Annotated in this window: 12 protein-coding genes; 3 read left to right on the top strand and 9 right to left on the bottom strand. The window is 70.5% G+C overall.

From position 1 onward, the window contains the following. Positions 1-3: 3 nt before the first annotated feature. The 5 genes from U5N23_RS32520 to U5N23_RS32500 all read right to left on the bottom strand — a co-directional run bounded on the left by U5N23_RS32520 (position 4) and on the right by U5N23_RS32500 (position 6,299). Positions 4-2,358: a CHASE2 domain-containing protein gene (locus tag U5N23_RS32520; RefSeq protein ID WP_322596794.1), complete on the bottom strand. Its 2,355-nt coding sequence runs from the start codon at positions 2,356-2,358 to the stop codon at positions 4-6. Between the two features lie 13 nt (positions 2,359-2,371). Further along, positions 2,372-4,078 carry a FecR domain-containing protein gene (locus tag U5N23_RS32515; RefSeq protein WP_322596793.1) on the bottom strand — a complete coding sequence of 569 codons (1,707 nt, stop codon included), beginning with the start codon at positions 4,076-4,078 and terminating at the stop codon, positions 2,372-2,374. 79 nt (positions 4,079-4,157) lie between these two features. Then, positions 4,158-4,856, bottom strand: coding sequence for a response regulator transcription factor (locus tag U5N23_RS32510; protein WP_322596792.1), 699 nt, complete (start codon positions 4,854-4,856; stop codon positions 4,158-4,160). A gap of 94 nt (positions 4,857-4,950) precedes the next feature. Beyond that, positions 4,951-6,036 (bottom strand): formylglycine-generating enzyme family protein, encoded by a 1,086-nt coding sequence (locus U5N23_RS32505; protein ID WP_322596791.1) that lies wholly within the window; start codon positions 6,034-6,036, stop codon positions 4,951-4,953. A 5-nt stretch (positions 6,037-6,041) separates the two neighbouring features. Further along, a complete protein-coding gene (locus tag U5N23_RS32500) occupies positions 6,042-6,299 on the bottom strand; it encodes a hypothetical protein (RefSeq protein WP_322596790.1) in 258 nt (85 codons plus the stop codon). A gap of 138 nt (positions 6,300-6,437) precedes the next feature. On the opposite strand from U5N23_RS32500, the gene U5N23_RS32495 reads away from it, so the two are divergent. Both U5N23_RS32495 and U5N23_RS32490 read left to right on the top strand, forming a co-directional pair. Beyond that, the gene (locus U5N23_RS32495; RefSeq protein WP_322596789.1) at positions 6,438-8,417 is read left to right on the top strand and encodes an adenylate/guanylate cyclase domain-containing protein; all 1,980 of its coding nucleotides are present in this window, start codon (positions 6,438-6,440) and stop codon (positions 8,415-8,417) included. Positions 8,418-8,433: 16 nt separating this feature from the next. Then, a complete protein-coding gene (locus tag U5N23_RS32490; protein ID WP_322596788.1) occupies positions 8,434-11,841 on the top strand; it encodes a FecR domain-containing protein in 3,408 nt (1,135 codons plus the stop codon). A 6-nt stretch (positions 11,842-11,847) separates the two neighbouring features. On the opposite strand, the gene U5N23_RS32485 is transcribed toward U5N23_RS32490, so the two are convergent. Together U5N23_RS32485 and U5N23_RS32480 are read right to left on the bottom strand one after the other, a co-directional pair. Continuing rightward, a complete protein-coding gene (locus U5N23_RS32485; RefSeq protein ID WP_322596787.1) occupies positions 11,848-13,155 on the bottom strand; it encodes a tryptophan--tRNA ligase in 1,308 nt (435 codons plus the stop codon). A 54-nt stretch (positions 13,156-13,209) separates the two neighbouring features. Next, complete coding sequence (locus U5N23_RS32480; RefSeq protein ID WP_322596786.1) at positions 13,210-13,878, bottom strand: site-2 protease family protein; 669 nt, start codon at positions 13,876-13,878, stop codon at positions 13,210-13,212. Between the two features lie 185 nt (positions 13,879-14,063). Here U5N23_RS32480 and U5N23_RS32475 point away from each other — a divergent pair, with 185 nt between their 5' ends. After that, entirely contained in the window at positions 14,064-15,263 is a 1,200-nt protein-coding gene (locus tag U5N23_RS32475) for a methyl-accepting chemotaxis protein (protein ID WP_322596785.1), read from the top strand. A 3-nt stretch (positions 15,264-15,266) separates the two neighbouring features. Here U5N23_RS32475 and U5N23_RS32470 read toward each other — a convergent pair whose 3' ends face one another. Both U5N23_RS32470 and U5N23_RS32465 read right to left on the bottom strand, forming a co-directional pair. Next, positions 15,267-15,902, bottom strand: coding sequence for an L-threonylcarbamoyladenylate synthase (locus U5N23_RS32470; RefSeq protein ID WP_322596784.1), 636 nt, complete (start codon positions 15,900-15,902; stop codon positions 15,267-15,269). 10 nt (positions 15,903-15,912) lie between these two features. Beyond that, on the bottom strand, positions 15,913-16,779 hold the full coding sequence (locus tag U5N23_RS32465; protein WP_322596783.1) for a 3',5'-nucleoside bisphosphate phosphatase: 867 nt from the start codon (positions 16,777-16,779) through the stop codon (positions 15,913-15,915). Between the last annotated feature and the right edge of the window lie 9 nt (positions 16,780-16,788).

Below are 16,788 nucleotides of genomic sequence, written 5' to 3'. Positions count from 1 at the left end.
GGCCTATGAGCCTGTCGGAGCCTCGCCCTGCGGCAGCACCAGCCTGAATTCGGCACCCTGTCCCTCGTCGCTTTCCACTTCGATGCCGCCGCCATGGCGCTGCACCACGGTGCGCACCAGTGCCAGCCCCAGGCCCACGCCGGCAATGCCGGGGTGGCTGCGGTCATGCAGGCGCTGGAACGGGGCGAACAGCTTGTCCTGCAGCGCAGGTGCAATGCCGGGGCCCTCGTCGCGCACCGCAAACACCCACTTTCCGGCCCGTTCGGCCAGGGTGCAGCGCACGGTGCTGCCCCGCGGGCTGTACTTGACGGCGTTGTTCACGACATTGGCCAGCGCGCGGCACAGCAGCGAACGGTCGCCCATGAACGGGGCGGTCTCCGGCGCTTCGGCCACCAGCACCTGCACGTCGGCGTCGCGCGCCAGCACCCAGACCTCGTCCACGGTCTGGTGCAGCACGTCGACCAAGTCCAGGGGTTCGCGCCGCATCGCCTGCGATTCGGCGCTGGCCAGCTGGATGAAGTTCTCGGCCATGCCCAGCGAGGTCTTGGCATAGCGCGCGATGAGCTGCATGAGCTCCGCGTCCGACATGCGGCCCGGGTAGGCCTGGTGCATCTCCAGCAGCGTGAGGATGGAGGCATTGGGCGCGCGGATGTCGTGCGAGATGAAATGCATGGCCTCGTCGCGCTGCTGCAGCGCGCTGCGGATCTCGGTCAGGTCCACCAGGGTCACGAGCCAGCCCGCCTGCGCGAGGTCGGTGAACTGCCGGCTCTGCACCAGCACACTGCGGCCCTTGGCATCGCGCCCCTCCCGGCGGGCCGGCAGGCTGCGGCTGGCCAGCCGCTCGGGCGTCACCAGCGGCTGCTCGGTGGCGATGTCGATCAGATCGCCCAGCACGTCAGTGATCTGGCGGCCCTGCAGGGGCCAGACCATGGGGTCGCCCTCGACCTCGGCCATGCCCAGCACATGGCGCCGTGCGGCCGTGTTGGCCAGCAGGATGCGGCCTTCGGTGTCGCAGACCATGGTGGGCGAAGGCAGTTGCTGCAGGCTCTCGCTCACGAAGTGGTGCATGTCGCGCAGCTGGCGCGAGGCGTATTCCACCGCATTGATGCGCCGCTCCAGGAAGTCGCCGCTGCTGGCCGCCGGGCCACGCAGCGGGATCACCAGCCCCTGGCGCTGCAGGGTTTCCATCTGCAGCCTGAGGAACTGGGCTGCGGCACTCAGGCGGCGCCAGCTCCACAGCGGGTAGGCCAGCACCAGCCCGATGAGGGCAGCGGCGGGCGCGAACTGCATGCCACTCCAGACGGGGAGCAGCACCGCCAGCGCCACGGTCAGCGCGCCCAGGGCAATGCTGGTGAGCAGGGCGGCGAAGGGCCCGAGCAGCAGCAGCGCCACCAGCGCCAACACCACCGGCAGCAGGTTGAAGGCCATGTTCAGCGCGGGCGGCGCGCTGTGGATCTGCACCCCCGCCAGGTCGGCGTCGAGCACCTGGGCGATCACTTCCACACCCGGCATCAGGCGCGACTCCTGGCCCACCGGGGTGGCGAACATGTCGCCCAGCCCGGCAGCGATCGAGCCCACGAGCACGTACTTGCCGCGGAAGGCATCGGCCGGCACTTCGCCGCGCAGCACGTCGATGTAGGAGTAGGTTGTGAAATGCCCCGGCCCGCCTGCATAGGGAATCAGGCGGCGGCCCGCGCGTTCCCAGCGGGCGCCATCGGCCGGCGGATCGCTCCCGCGTGCGGGCGGGCAGCCACCGAGCGATGGCGTGGCCACGCAGCGCATGGCGATGCTGAAGTGCTGCCAGGGCGCACTGGCTGGCCCCTCGCGCGCGTACAGGCTGCGCACCACGCCGTCCTCGTCTGCGGCCACGTGCACATGCCCGAGCCTGGCGGCGGCCTGCTGCAGCGCGGGCATCGGCCGGTCGGCACCATCGCCCGGCTCGTACGGGCCCTGGCGCTGCATCACCGGCAGCACCACCCGGCCGCTTTGGGCCACGGCATCGGCCAGCAGCAGGTCGTCCTCGGGGTAGTCGAGGTCTTCCTCGTTGAACAGCACGTCCATGCCGATCACCAGCGGCGCCTGGCGCGACACGTTCTGGATCAGTTGCGCATGCAGGGCGCGCCGCCAGGGCCAGCGGCCGATCACGCCGATGCTGCGGTCGTCCACCGCGATCACGGCGATACCGGCTTGCGCCGGGCGCGACACCAGGCGCAGCCCGGTGTCCTGCACCAGGTGGTTGGTGCGCGGCAGCAGGCTGGGCGTGCTCAGCCAGGCCACCAGGGTCAGCAGCGTCAGCGCGATGGCGACCCATTCGACCCGCCGCTGCTGGTTGCGCGTGCGGGAGTGCGGCGTGGGCATCGACCGCAAGCGCTCAGGGGCGGCGCACGGGCTCGCCGCCCATGGTGGACAGCGGCAGCCCGGAGCTGGTGTTCAGCCCCGTGCCCACGCGGATGCTGCGCGGCGGCGAGAACTCGCTTTGCAGCCCCGAGGGGTCCAGCACCTGGATGCGCACGAAGTAGGTGCCCGCGGCCAGGCCATCCGCAGAGGTCCAGCGGGGCTCGTCGAGCTGGATGTCCTGGGTGATGGTCTTGAACTCCAGGTCCGGTGCCAGCTGCACGCGAAAGCGCTGGCCGGCCTGGGCGGGCCAGTGCAGGCGCACGATGGTGTCGCCATCCGTCGCCTGCAGGGACGACAGGTCGAGCGCAGCGGGCTGCTGGGCCACCGAGAAGGGCTGCGCGGGAGCGAACGGTCCCTGGTCCGGTGCGCCACCGGCGGGCTCTGCGATCGTGGCCGCACGCCAGAAGTAGTTGCCCAGGGGCAGCGTGGCCAGCGTCAGCTGGCAGGTGCTGAGGCGGCCTTCGTCCAGCAGCGGGCTGGCGAAATCCGCGCTGGCGGCCACCTGGATGCGGTACCAGCGCGCGCCAGGCACTTCGGTGCAGCGCAGGGTGCCGGTCACGCGCGGCAGCACGGCGCCGGGGGCCGGCTGCTGGTACAGCGGCGGCACCGGCCGGGTCTTGATGGTGATGGGCCGCGTGGCGGGCTGCCCGGCAATGCCGGCCTCGTCCACGGCGCGCACGGCCAGGTGGTAGCTGCCATCGTCGAGTGCGGCCCAGCGCAGTTGGCCGTCGGCAAAGCGGCCGCTACGCAGCACCTGCGTCATGGCCGCATCGCGTGCCACCTGGGCCACGTAGGCGCTGGCCCCGGGCGTGGCCGGCACGGTGATGGCCAGCAGGCCCAGGTCGTGCAGTTGCGCCGGCACGGTGGACAGATCGGGCGGCGCCAGCAGCGGGCGCGGTGCACCCAGCGTGCCGTCGGGCGCCACCGACAGGCCTTGCCCGCGTGCCAGCAAGGTGGCGTCGGCGCCGGGCTGCAGGGCACCCTCGGCGCGCGACTGCACGGCCACCGTGCCTTCGAGCACCGAAGCCGTGGCCTGGCCCGATGCCGCCAGCGCCACGCCGAATTCGGTGCCGCGCACGCTGGTCACGGCGCGCGGCGTGCGGATCTCGAAACGGCGCAGCGCATCGGTGCTGGGCGTGACGCTCGATTCCACGCTGCCGGCGCGCATCTCCATCACCGACTGGATGCTGCCCGCGCGCCCGCGGCGGCGCAGTTGCCGCAGCTGCAGGTCGGACTGGGGCTGCACGCGCACCAGGGTGCCGTCGGCCAGGCGCACGGCGACGAAGCTGTCGGGCCCCACCTGCAGGCGCGTGCCCTCGTCCAGCCGGGCACCCTGCGCGAGCGGCTGCGCATCGCCCCGCGGGGCCTGTGCCGTGGCGTTGCCCTGCACGAATTCCACCTGCGCCGAGGCCTGCGGCTGCAGGCGCACGGGGATCCACACGGTGGAGCCCGGCTGCAGGCGCCTGGGGTCGGCCACCTTGTTGCGCTGTTGCAGCAGGGGCCACTGGCGCGGGTTGTCCAGGTAGGCGTTGGCCAGGCCTTCGAGGGTATCGCCGGCCCGCACCGTGTGCGCAATTTCGTCGGTCTGCGGGTCAGGGGTGGCTTGCGCATGCGCGCAACCGAGGCCTGCCGTGACCATGGCAATGGCGGACAGGGGCAATGCAAGGCGGTGGATGACCACGTCAACTCTCCTACGGCCGCGGCGTGCGGGGGGCTTCATTCTCAGGGGCGGGCTCCAGCGCGGGAGCCCAGGGGGTGCATCAAGGCTTGCGGTCGGGTTCCACGGCTTCGAACCGGTAACCGACACCATACACGGCGGTGATGAAGTAGCCGTTGGCGGGGCGCAGGTCCAGCTGCGTGCGCAGGCGCGAGACATGGGTGTCGAGCGAGCGCGACAGCACGTCCGAGCCCTGGCCCCAGATCACCTCCTTGAGGTGGTCGCGCGAGAGCAGGCGCCCCATGTTCTGGAACAGGAACAGCGCCAGATCGTACTCGCGGTTCTTGAGCTCGGCCACCTGGCCATTGACTTCGAGCGAGCGCGACTCGGGGTAGAACTTGTAGCGCCCGAAATCGAGTGCGCCGCTGGTGCTCTGCGGGTAGGCGCGGCGCAGCAAGGCCCCCACGCGGGCATTGAGCTCGCCGATGCGCACCGGTTTGACCATGAAGTCGTCAGCCCCGCTGCCCAGGCCTTCGACGATGTCGCGTTCTTCCTGCCGGTTGGTCACGAACAGGATAGGCAACTGCTTGCCCACGTTTTCGCGCACCCAGCGCACCACCTCGGGGCCCGTGGTGTCGGGCAGGTGCCAGTCCACGATCAGCAGGTCGAAGGTCTCGCGGCGCATCTCGCGCATCAGCGCGGCACCGGTCAGGTGGGTGTGGCACACATGGCCCATCGCTTCGGTGGCCTGTTTGATCAGATCCAGCTGAAGCGCATCGTCGTCTAACGCCGCTATGCGCATGGTTCGTTCCATTCAAGATTAACGGTGCATTATTCGCGATGTGCGGCGGTCCACTCCATGCCCCATCCTGGGGATCACCAGGTTTGACAGTTGTTCACCGTGCCACGGGCGATGACAGGCGGCGCGCGGCTGCCGGGCGCGGGGCGGGCCGGGTGGCTGCGGAGGGTGCGATTTCGCGCAGCAGCCGCATGCCCACCAGGGTGTAGCGGGTCTGCGGGCTGTTCCAGTTGCGGTAGCCGCAGCGCGCGTAGAACGACCAGGTGTGCCAGGAGCCCCCGCGGCGCACGCGCACGCCGCCATCGGCGGGGCCCTCAGGGTCCACGGCCGGTGATTCGGCGTAGTAGCTGTCGCCATGCCAGTCGGCCACCCATTCCCAGGCATTGCCCAGCATGTCCTGCAGGCCGAAGGCATTGGCTGCGTAGCGCCCCACGGGGGCGGTGAAGGCATGGCCGTCGCTGCCGCGCAGGGCGTGCTGCTGCCAGCGCAGCCATTGGGGGGCGGCGTCCTGGTCGAAGGTGTTGGCGTTCTTCAGCAGGCCTTCGGGGTCGTTGCCATGCGGGTAGCGGGTGCGCGTGCCGGCCCGGCAGGCGTACTCCCACTCGGCCTCGGTCGGCAGGCGGTAGCGGTGGCCTTCGGTGCGGCTGAGCCACTGCGCCAGGGCCTGGGCGTCGTTCCAGGTGACGTTGACCACGGGGTGGTCATCGCCCTGCGCAAACCCCGGGTTGCGCCAGGAGTAGCGCGCATCGCGCCCCTCGAAGGCATCGCCGCGCCGCGTGGTGGCCGGGTCGTACTGCGGGTTGTAGCCATAGCCACCGGTGCCGTCGGCCTCGGATTCGGGCTGGTAGCCCGATGCCGCGAGGAAGCGCCGGAACTGCCCCACCGTCACCTCGTGCTGGCCCAGGTAGAAGGACTGGCGGATGAGCACCCGGTGGGCAGGGGCCTCATCGGTCAGTTCGGCAAAGCGCTGGGGTTCCAGCAGCGGATAGGCCTGCGCCAGCACTTCGGGTGGCTCGGTCCCGCCCATCACGAAGCTGCCTGCGGGCACTTTCACGAAGCGCATGCCCAGGCTGTTGGTCCACACCGGGTGCTGGCGGTCAGGGCGCGCCTGGGCCAGCGCCGGCGGGCCGGTGGACAACGAGAGCACGGCAATGACGGCGGCAGCAGCTCGGCGCCGGGCCATCGGGCTCAGCGGTTGGGGTTGTCGCTCACGCACTCGAAGACGAGGCGCGAGCCCTCGTTGCGCAGCAGCTTGGGGAACAGCGCCAGCTTCTGGCACTCCCGGGTGGCGGCGTTGTAGGCCGGCGAGGCGTCGTTGCCATAGACCGGCACGCTGAAGGTGCGGTCGCGGCCCGAGGCCATGGGGCCCGAGGGCGGGCGGATGGTGGCCGAGTCGCAGCCCGCCAGCAGGGCGAGCAGGGTGGCAGAGGCGATCAGTGCTTTCATGGGATTCTCCCCCGTTGTTGGAGGGCAGTCTAAGGGACGGAGGGACAAAAGCCGCGCGCCATTTGTAACCCTGGGGTCTGAAGCCTTTGCGCTGCCGTGCCCCTGCGATACAGTGCGTTACAACTGACGGAAAGACGCATGGCCTGGATCCAGTCGGCAGTGACAAGGGACGCGGGGCGCCAGTGGGCGTTGCGCCTGCTCGTGCCCCTGGTGCTTTTGGCCGTGCTGCAGGTGTTGCCGGTATGGCAGCCCTTGCAGCGCCTGGAGTACGACCTTTTCAGCAGCCTGACCGCGCCCGTGCGGCCCGATGCCGGTGTGGTGGTCATCGGTATCGACGAGCCCAGCCTGGCGACCCTGCAGGCCACGCCGCCCCTGCTGCGGCGGCTGCATGCGCAATTGATCGACGCGCTTTCCGCCTCCGGCGCGGCGGGGCTCGGCATCGACCTGCTGCTGTCCACCGCCCAGTCCCCCGAGGACGACGCTGCCCTGGGCCGTGCCCTGCAGGGGCGCATGCCCGTGGTGCTGGCCAGCGCCCAGGTGGCCGTGCAAAGCGGGCAGGTGGCGCAGTACCAGCAGAGCTTGCGCTCCATCTTCGACCAGGCGCTGCACGGCGACGTGGGCATGCACGCCGACGACGATGGCGTGCAGCGCAGCGCACCGGGGCAAAGCAATGCCATGTGGCGGGTGCTCGCGCAGGCTGCGGGCCGCACCATCGTGCCACCGCCGCCCGGTGCGCTGCTGCGCTACTACGCGCCCGAGGTGGCGTTGCCCTACGTGCACTACACCCAGGCGCTGGACCCGGCGCGGATGCTGGCGCCCGGCGCGCTGCAGGGGCGCCTGCTGCTGCTTGGCCAGAACACGCCGGTGGGCGGGGTGGACCAGTTCGCCACGCCGCTGCGCACCCTGGGCCACGGTACGCAGTCGGGCGTCATGCTGCATGCCACGGCACTCATCAACGGTCTGACCGGTGACTGGATCGTGCCCGCGCACCCGGCGCTCCCGCTGCTGCAGGCGGCAGCGGCCATTGCCCTGGTGGCGGCACTCACGCGGCGCTGGCGTGGCTGGCTGGCCGTGTGGCTGAGCGTGGCGCTGGCCCTGCTGGCCCTGATCGGCGGGCTGTGCGCCTACCTGCAGGGCGTGTGGTGGCCCACGCTGCCCACGCTGCTGGCGCTGGTGCTGCACTTCAACGTGGGCGCGACCGACAGCTACTGGCGTGAGCGGCGCCAGCGCGAGCGCCTGCGGCTGGACTTCGGGCGCTACGTGCCGCCGGCCGTGGTCAGCGCGCTGATCGCCAGCGGCGCTGCGCCGGCCATCAGCGGCGAGCGGCGCGAGCTCACCCTGCTGTTCTCGGACCTCGCGGGCTTCACCTCGGCCAGCGAACGCCTGCCACCCGAGGCGGTGGCCCGCGCGCTCAACGCCTATTTCACGCGCATGACCTATGCCGTGCACCGCCACGGCGGCACGCTCGACAAGTTCATCGGCGATGCCGTGATGGCTTTCTGGAACGCACCCGTGGCCGAGCCGCAGCACGCGGCGCGCGCCCTGGCCTGCGCACAGGAGATGCAGGCGGAAATGAACGCCTTGCGCAGCCAGTGGGCGGGCACCCCCTTTGCCGATCTGCAGCTGCGCATCGGCCTGCACACGGGCGAGGCCGCCGTGGGGCACCTGGGCTCCGAAGGCCGCTTCACCTACACCGCCGTGGGCGATGCGGTGAACACCGCAGCCCGGCTGGAAGGCGCCAACAAGGCCTTCGGCACCGGCATCCTGCTGTCCGAGGCCACGCGCAGCGCCCTGCCGCAGGAGGGCAACCAAGCACTGCCCTTGGCCTGGCTCGATGCAGTGGTGCTGGCCGGGCGCAGCAGCGGCATCGATGTCTACACCCCGTGCGGCGATGCGCCGCTCGTGGCCACCAGCCTGGCCTTGCAGGCCCACGTGCATGCGGGCCGCTGGGACGAGGCCCTGGCCTGCTGCGCCGAATGGCGCCACCGGGCCGAGCACATGGCACCGCTGTGGGTCGCCCAGGCCGACCGGCTGCAGGCGCAAGTGCAGGCCCTCGCCGATGACCGGGCGCCCGCTGCGGCCGGTGCCGACGCGTTTGCGCACGCGCTGGAAAAATAACCCTGAAAGGCCCGCCATGCCGCCGACCCGCTTGTGGATCACGACCTCCGTTGCCCTGGCTGCAGCCGCCCTGTGCCTGCCCGGTGCCTGGGCCCAGTGTGCGGGAGCGTCCGCAGCCCCCGGTGCGGTGGCTGCGCAGATCGTGGCCCTGGCCGGCCAGGGCCAGACCCGGCCACCGGGCGAAGGGCCCTGGTCGCCCGCTGCGCTGGCCCAGCAACTGGGTGCGGGCGCGGGCGTGCGCACCCTTGCGCTGTCGTCGGCCGCGCTGCTGCTGGCCGACCGCACGCAGATCCGCATGTCGGCCCATGCGCAACTGCGCCTGTGCGAATCGCAGCCCGAGCGCACCCTGCTGGAGCTGGCCGCCGGCCGGCTCTGGGCGCGCACCAAGAAAACCCCGGCCGCACTGCAATTGCAGACCCCGGCCGCCCTGGCCGTGGTGCGCGGCACCGACTGGGATGTGGAGGTCGATGGCGCAGGCCGCACCACGCTCACCGTGCTTTCGGGCCAGGTCGATCTGTCCAACGATTTCGGCCGGGTGGAACTGGGGCCTGCCGAGCAGGGCATTGCAGAGCCTGGCAAGGCACCGGTCAAACGCCTGCTGGTGCGACCGCGCGAGCGCGTGCAATGGGTCATGGCCAACCCGGTGGATGCGGCGCGCTGGGCCGAGCTGAGCGGCTCCGAAGTGGCGCCCCCGTTGGCCGCCATCCGCGACGACCTGCGCATGGGCCAGTGGCCGCGCGCACGCGAGCGCTTGCTGGCGCTGTCGGCCAGCGGGCAGGGCGGGGCCGTGGTGGAACTGTTGCTGGCCGACCTCGAAGTCTTCGACGACCGCATGGACGCCGCCCAGCAGCGCCTGGCCGCCGCCTGGCAGCGCACCCGGGACCCGCGCACCGCCGCGCGCCGGGCCGAGCTGCTGATGGCGCTGGAGCAGGGCGCACAGGCGCGTGCCTGGCTCGACGCCGCGCGCGCCCAGGCACCGGAGGCCACGGCGCTGCTGCTGGCCGATGCCGATTGGCATCGCCTGGAAGGGCGGGGCGAAGAGGCCATCGCCCTGCACCGGCGCGCCGTGGCGGGGGCCCAGGCGCGCCAGGAGCCGGCCACCGACCAGGCCGCAGCCCAGTGGGGCCTGGGCCGGGCGCTGCGCGAGCGCGGCGACCTGCGCGGCGCGCGCCAGGCCTTGGAGCGCGCCGTGGCACTGGCGCCCGGGAACGCCACCTACCAAGGCGAGCAGGCCACCGCGGCGGCCGAGGCGCTGCGCCTGGCCGATGCGCAAAGTGGCTTCAACGCGGCCCTGGCCCAGGCCGGCGACGATTACGTGAGCCTGGGCGGCGCGGGCCTGCTGGCGCTGCAGCAGGGCGACCCTGCCGCCGCCCGCACTCAGTTGCTCAAGGCCCTGGTGATCGAGCCGCGCTATGCCCGCGCCCAGGTCTGGCTGGCGGTGGCCGAATACCAACTGGGCGAGCGCGCCGCTGCGCTCGACGCGCTGGCGCGCGCCCGCGTGGCCGACCCGAACGACCCGCTGCCCTGGCAGATCGAGTCGGTGCTGCGCAACGACCAGGGTGAGCCGGTGCAGGCCATTGCCGCCGCGCGCGAGGCGCTCACCCGCCTGCCGTACCTCAAGTCGCTCGACCCGCTCACCAGCGACAGCCAGGGCTCTGCCAACCTGGGCAAGGCGCTGGGCGATTTCGGCATGGAGCACTGGGCGCGCGCCTATGCCAGTGCCTCGTACTACCCGCTGTGGGCGGGCAGCCACTTCTTTCTGGCCAACCGCTACGAGAGCGATTTCAGCCGCAATTCCGAGCGCTACCAGGGCTACCTGAGCGACCCGACGGCTTTTGGCGCCAGCGAGAAGCAGGCGCCGCTGATGCTCACACAGGGTGGCGAGTGGCTCTGGATCGCGAGCGCCGAGCGCGGCCCGGTGCACGACAAGTTCGCCGCCGACGTGGGCCACCACGGCTTTGCCGCCACGCCCGTGCCCCTGGCCTGGCAGGTGCGTACCAACGGCGTGCAGATGTGGCCGAACAACGGCGGCGTGCCCAGCTATCGCCTGTCCTCGCCGGGCTTCGATCTGGCGCTGGGCATGCGCCCCACGGAGAGCCTGGGCCTGTTCCTGCTGCACACCGAAGACCGGCTGCGCTACAGCTTTCCGCAAGGGCGCGATTTCGGCAATGGCATCACCTTCAATGGCCTGGCGCGCCAGCGCTCCGAGCGCACCGACCTGGGCGGCTCGTGGCGCTGGTCACCCGATGCGCAGACCTGGCTGAAGCTGCACCGCGCACGCTTCGGCCAGGGCCTGGTGCTCGACGATGCCACCTACGGCCCGCAGGACTCGCGCGTCACCGATGCGGACGATGGCGTGGTGCTGCGCCACACGGTGCAGTGGGGTCCCCGGCGCCTGAGCCTGGGCTGGGAGGGCACGCGCGGGGCTTCCGATTCGGGCCTGTCCGACCCGGTGGTCACCTCCACCCAGCGCACGCAGGCGCGCTTTCAGATGCCCTGGCTGGCGGGTGAATGGCGCGATGGCCCCTGGACCTGGCACGCAGAGGCCTACTGGCCGCGCCTGGCCGTGCGCTACGGCGAGCGTTTCTACGACTCGCTGACCGACGAAGACCTGGTGGACCCTGCTGCCGAGAACGGCGGCCATGCGCGCCACCCCTTGCCACGGCTGGGCATGTCCTACCGCATGGGGCCGGGCCGGGCGCTGCACCTGGCCTACATCGAAAACGTGCGCTCACCCAGTGCGCACACGCTCTCGCCCGTCGCGCTGGGGGCCATCGCCATCGACCACCACTACCAGCTGCCCGGCAGCTTCGGGCGCAAGCGCGCAGCGCAACTGGACTGGGAGTTCGACGAACGAACCTTCGGATTCGCCTCCCTGTCCAGCCAGGACATCGTGAACCCTACGTTCGCCAACGGCAGTCTGGTGTTGCCGCCCCGGGGGCTGGTGAACCTGGACCGCGTGGGCAGCCTGGGCGCACAGATCCAGACCGGGCAGACCGCGGTGGACCCCTACAACGAGAACCCGGTGTTCAGCCAGGGCCGGCTGCACCAGGCGGGCTTGGCGCTCAACCGGGTGCTGGCGCCGCGCTGGAGCATGCTGGGCAGCTACACCTGGGCGCAGTCCCGCAACCTGGGCCGCCAGTTCGGCGGCAACGCGCTGCCGGGGTTTGCCAGGCACACGCTGGCATTGGCCAGTGTCTGGAAGCATGGCGGGCGCGACCTGTCGGCCGGCTCGCTGGTCTACAGGGGCTCGCGTTTTGCCGACGAGGCCAACGGCATTGCGCGCAGGCCCGGCTGGGACCTGGTGCTGGTGCATTCCATGGATTCGGCGGACCGGCGCTGGTCCTTCATCGCCACCGCGCAGGCACCGCTCAACGGCGACACCCGGCCCACGCTGTGGATGCGGGTGCGCTACCGGGACTGAAGGGGCTCAGTTCGCTGCCGCAGCGTCCGCCAGGGCTTGCAGGGCGGCTGTGACGTCTTCGGGCTGCACGCCTTCTACCGCGGCCAGGCGGGGGGCCAGCGCCTGCAGTGCGTCGCCACCGCCTTTTTGCAATTGGCCGATGGCCTGGCCGGCCTCCTTGGGGGCATCGAAGCCCGTGCTCTGCAGCAGCAGGCGGCCATCGGCGGCCACGAGCTTGAAGTAGAACTTGCCATCGGCCTCGCGGTATTGCTTGAACGCGGGCAAGGCGGTCTTGGCCACCTTGGTGGTCTTGGTGGCCGTGCCGGCCTGCACCAGGCTGCGCAGGCCCACGGCCGAGCGCAGCTCGCGGATGAAGGGCGTGGCCAGTGCGCGGGCGCGCTCGGCACCGGCCAACAGCGTGGTTTCGATGCGCGCGGGGTTGTTGATCAGCTCTTCGTACTGCGCGCGCATGGGGGCGATCACCTGGTCCACGCGTTCGAGCAGCACCTGCTTGGCATCGCCCCAGGCAATGCCCTCGGCGTACTGCTGGCGCAGCGCGGCGGTCTCGGCCTCGGTGGCGAAGGCCTGGTAGATCTGGAACAGGGCCGAGCCCTCCACCTCCTTGGGCTCACCGGGCGCGCGCGAGTCGGTCAGGATGCCGCCGATGAGCTTCTTGAGCTGCTCGCGCGAGCTGAACAGCGGGATGGTGTTGTCGTAGCTCTTGCTCATCTTGCGGCCGTCCAGCCCGGGCAGGGTGGCCACGTGGTCGTCGATGGCCGCCTCGGGCAGCACGAAGTGCTCGCCGTACAGGTGGTTGAAGCTCGCCGCCATGTCGCGCGCCATCTCGATGTGCTGGATCTGGTCGCGCCCCACGGGCACCTTGTGCGCCTTGAACATCAGGATGTCGGCGCCCATGAGCACCGGGTACATGAACAGGCCCGCGGTCACGCCGTCGTCGGCATCGCGCTCGGCCGCAACGTTCTTGTCCACGCTGGCCTTGTAGGCGTGGGCGCGGTTGAGCACGCCCTTGCCGGTCACGCAGGTCAAGAGCCAGGTGAGTTCGGGGATCTCGGGGATGTCGGACTGGCGGTAGAAGGTGACCTTCTCGGGGTTCAGCCCTGCGGCCAGCCAGCTGGCGGCGATCTCCAGCGTGGAGCGCTGGATGCGCGCCGGGTCTTCGCACTTGATGAGCGCGTGGTAGTCGGCCAGAAAGTAGAAGCTTTGCACGCCGGGCGTGAGGCTGGCCGCCACCGATGGACGGATGGAACCCACGAAATTGCCCAGGTGGGGCGTGCCCGTGGTGGTGATGCCGGTGAGAAAGCGCGTGGTGCTCATGGGGAACGGATTCTGCGGAAAGGGAGAGAAAAGGGGAAGAGGCCGCTCGGCCGCTCAGCGCAGCACGGCCATCAGCGGCGTGAGCAGCAGGTTGATGGCGCCATAGCCCAGCGACATCAGCGGGCGCAGCCAGATGGTGCCCACCACGCCGGCCACCACCAGGCCCATCACGATGAAGAAACCGAAGGGCTCGATGCGCGAGACCATGTGGGCCGCCTTCCAGGGCAGCAGGCCGACGAGGATGCGGCCGCCATCGAGCGGGGGCAACGGAAACAGGTTGAAGGCCCACATCACCAGGTTGACCAGGATGCCGGCGCGTGCCATCTCGATGAAGAAGCGCTCGGTCACGCCCATGCCCAGCAGCAGCACCAGCAAGACGGCCCAGAAGATGGCCTGGAAGAAGTTCGAGGCCGGCCCCGCCAGCGCGACCCAGATCATGTGCTGCTTGGGGTTGCGCAGGTTGCCGAAGTTCACCGGCACCGGTTTCGCATACCCGAACAGAAAGGCCCCCGAGGTGGCGAAGTACAGCACCAGCGGCATCAGGATGGTGCCGATGGGGTCGATGTGCTTGAGGGGGTTCAGGGTGATCCGGCCCATCATGAACGCGGTGTTGTCGCCGAAGTGGCGGGCCGCGTAGCCATGGGCAGCCTCGTGCACGGTGATCGCGAAGAGCACGGGCAAGGCATAGATCAGAACGGTTTGGATGAGATTGGAGATGTCCACCGTGCCAATTGTCTCAGACGCACGACAACCACCGTTTGGCATGGACACTTTCCGGGATTGTTACCATGGCCCGGCCGTTTCAAATGGATACAGCGTGGCAGACTCGGCGAAGGCCACGCCTGCATGCCATGGAGCGCAGCGGCCACCCTATAACTACATACAACACGGTATCGGAGATGAGTCCCATGGGCCTGGATCGTTTGAAGATTGGAACGCGCCTCATTCTGGCGTTTGGTGCCATTGCCTTGCTGGTGGCGGTGTTGGTGGCGGTGGCCAGTGCGGGCATCGGCCAGGCGGACGATGCCTACCGCGCTGCGGTGGGGGCCGCCACGGGGCTCACCGCAGAGCAGCGCGCGCCGCTGGAGCAGGCCATCCGCGCCGGCCATGGGCACCTGGAGAGCGCGCGCCTGTGGGTGCTGCTGCTCGGGGCCGGCGTGTTCGTGGTCTCGCTGGTGTCCTTCGTGCTGCTGCGCAGCGGCATCGTGCACCCGCTGAACCAGGCCATCCTGATCGCCGAGACGGTGGCGGCGGGCGACCTGAGCCAGGAGTTCTCGTCGGAACTCGAAGGCGACTTCGGCCGCCTGCTCACGGCCCTGGGCACCATGGAGGACACGCTGACCGAATTGGTCTCGGGCATCAAGCAGTCCACGGATTCGATCACCGAGGCTGCAGCGGACATCGACTCGGGCAACTCCGACCTGGCGCGCCGCACCGACGACCAGGTCAGTTCCCTGGCCGATACCGCCGGCAGCATGGCCGAGCTGACCTCCACCGTGCGCCAGAATGCCGAGCGCGCCCGCTCGGCCAGCAGCCTGGCCGTCAACGCCTCGCAGATCGCCGAGCGCGGCGGTGCCGTGGTGGGCGACGTGGTGCAGACCATGCAGGCCATCAGCGGCAGCTCGCGCAAGATCGTCGACATCATCCAGGTCATCGAGGGCATTGCCTTTCAGACCAACATCCTGGCGCTGAACGCCGCCGTGGAAGCCGCCCGTGCCGGCGAGCAGGGCCGGGGCTTCGCCGTGGTGGCCAGCGAAGTGCGCAGCCTGGCCCAGCGCAGCGCCGTGGCGGCGCGCGAGATCAAGACCCTGATCAGCCAGTCGGTCGACCAGGTCGAGAGCGGCGCCGGCCATGTGGGCCGCGCCGGCAAGACCATGGAAGAGATCGTGAGCGCCGTCGGCCAGGTCAGCACGCTGCTGGGCGAGATCTCGGGTGCGCTGCACGCCCAGAGCGCGGGCATCGAGCACGTGAACGGCGCGGTGGCGCAGATGGACAGCGCCACGCAGCAGAACGCGGCCCTGGTTCAGCAGGCGGCCAGCGCCGCCTCGGCCCTGTCGTCGCGCGCGCAGGATCTGCAGCGCGCCGTGGGCGCGTTCAAGCTGGATTGAGGGTTACAGGCCCAGCGCCTGAAGGTCGCCCCGGCCTTCGCGCACCACCTCGGGGTCGCCGCCCGTGCCCATGGGCGTCAGGTCCACCACCGTGGTGGGTTCGCGGGGGCAGGCCCCGGCATCCACGATGGCGTCCACCAGCTTTTCGTAGCGCTCGCGGATTTCCTCCGGGTCGTTCAGGGGCTCGGTTTCGCCGGCAGGGATCAGGGTGGTGGCCAGCAGGGGGGCGCCATGCTGCTCCAGCAGCAACTGCATCACCTTGCTTTCGGGCACGCGCAGGCCGATGGTCTTGCGCGACGGGTGGCTCACGCGGCGCGGCACTTCCTTGGTGGCTTCAAGGATGAAGGTGTAGGGCCCGGGTGTGCCCAGCTTGAGCAGGCGGTACTGGCGGTTGTCCACGCGCGCGTAGTTGGCCAGCTCCGAGAGGTCGCGGCACAGCAGGGTCAGGTGGTGCTTGTCGTCCACCTGGCGGATGCGGCGCAGCCGGTCCACCGCGTCCTTGTCGTCAAGGTGGCACACCAGCGCATAGCTCGAATCGGTGGGCACGGCGACGATGCCGCCCTTTTGCAGCAGCGTGGCGGCCTGCTTGAGCAGCCGGGGCTGGGGGTTGTCGGGGTGGACTTCGAAATACTGGGCCATGGTGGGGGTGTCAGGCGGCGGCCGGGAGGATGCGGTCGGCCAGCAGTTCCCACACCGGGGTCAGCGTGCCGGGCAGCGGCGGCAGGGTGCCCAGGTCGGTGTGGGATTCGTCGGGGCTGTGGAAGTCGCTGCCGCGCGAGGCTGCCAGGCCGAACTCCTGGGCCATGGCGGCATAGGTCAGGTACTCGGGCGGGCTGTGGCTGCCGGTCACCACCTCGACACCGCGCCCGCCATGGGCCTTGAATTCGGAGAACAGCGCAAACTCCTCGTTGGCGCTGAATTTGTAACGTGCCGGGTGGGCGATCACGGCCACGCCCCCGGCCTCGGTGATCCAGCGCACGGCATCGCCCAGTCGCGCCCAGCGGTGCGGCACGTAGCCGGGCTTGCCTTCGGTGAGAAAGCGGCGGAACACCTCCGAGGTGTCCCGGCAGACCCCCGTCTCCACCAGAAAGCGCGCGAAATGCGTGCGCGAGATCAGTGCCGGGTTGCCCACGAACTTCAGGGCGCCCTCGTAGGCGCCCGGTATGCCCGCCTGGGCCAGCTGCTGCGCCATGTCCCGCGCCCGCTCGCCGCGCCCACCGCGCGTGGCGACCAGGCCCTCGGCCAGGCGGGCGTCATCCGGGTCGAAGCCCAGGCCCACGATGTGCACCGTGGTGTCGGCAAAGGTCACCGAGATTTCGACGCCCGTGAGGTAGGCCATGCCCTGTGCGCGGGCGGCGGCGGCGGCCCGGTGCTGGCCGCCGATCTCGTCGTGGTCGGTCAGCGCCCACAGCTCGACCCCGTTGGCCTTGGCGCGGGCTGCCAGGTCTTCAGGGGTCATGGTTCCGTCGGAAACCACGGAATGGCAGTGCAGGTCGGCGTTGAGCAGGGTGGTCACCGGGTCATT

It is taken from the genome of Acidovorax sp. (genome assembly GCF_034519795.1).
Classification (GTDB): domain Bacteria; phylum Pseudomonadota; class Gammaproteobacteria; order Burkholderiales; family Burkholderiaceae_C; genus Acidovorax.
The sequence above is the reverse complement of the archived record's forward strand: the minus strand, read 5'-3'. Positions and strand labels throughout refer to the sequence as shown.